Source organism: Mesorhizobium sp. M4B.F.Ca.ET.143.01.1.1 (assembly GCF_004792275.1).
Classification (GTDB): Bacteria; Pseudomonadota; Alphaproteobacteria; order Rhizobiales; family Rhizobiaceae; genus Mesorhizobium; species Mesorhizobium abyssinicae.
This window is the reverse complement of the sequence record NZ_SRSR01000081.1, coordinates 1-509: the sequence shown is the minus strand read 5'-3', so window position 1 is coordinate 509 and position 509 is coordinate 1. Positions and strand designations below refer to the sequence as shown.

Below are 509 nucleotides of genomic sequence, written 5' to 3'. Positions count from 1 at the left end.
GACGGTCTTTCCGAAGGCAACCGCAAGCTCGCTGAAGCCAAGGGCTGGACCAAGGCCGAAAACCTCGATCGGGTTTTCACATCCTATGCGGAGCTGGAACGGCAGCAGGGCGAAAGCCTGCGCGTGCCGGGCAAGGACGCATCCAGGGAGGACTGGGACAAGTTCCACGCCCGGCTGCCCGAGCAGATGCGTCCGCTGACATCGGCCGAGAAGGTCGAGTACCGGCGCCCGGAAGGGTTGCCGGAAAACTTCGCCTATTCGGACGAGCTCGCCAGCGCCTCCAAGGCCTGGGCGGTCGAAGCGGGCGCCAGCCCGAAGACCGCGCAGGCCTATCATGACCGGTTCGTCGGCTACATGGCCGAGCAGGCGGCGCGCCAGGAGGTTGCGCTCGCCCGCTCGGTCGAAGCCACCCATGACGACCTGGTCAAGGACTGGGGGCCGACCGACAGCGACGGCTTTCGCCAGAAGCTGGAGGTCGCCAACCGGGCGATGAAGAAGCTCGGTCTGGT

1 pseudogene is annotated in these 509 nt (G+C 66.4%); it reads left to right on the top strand.

From position 1 onward, the window contains the following. Nucleotides 1–509: pseudogene (locus EN786_RS36050) on the top strand (hypothetical protein); the annotation flags it as partial.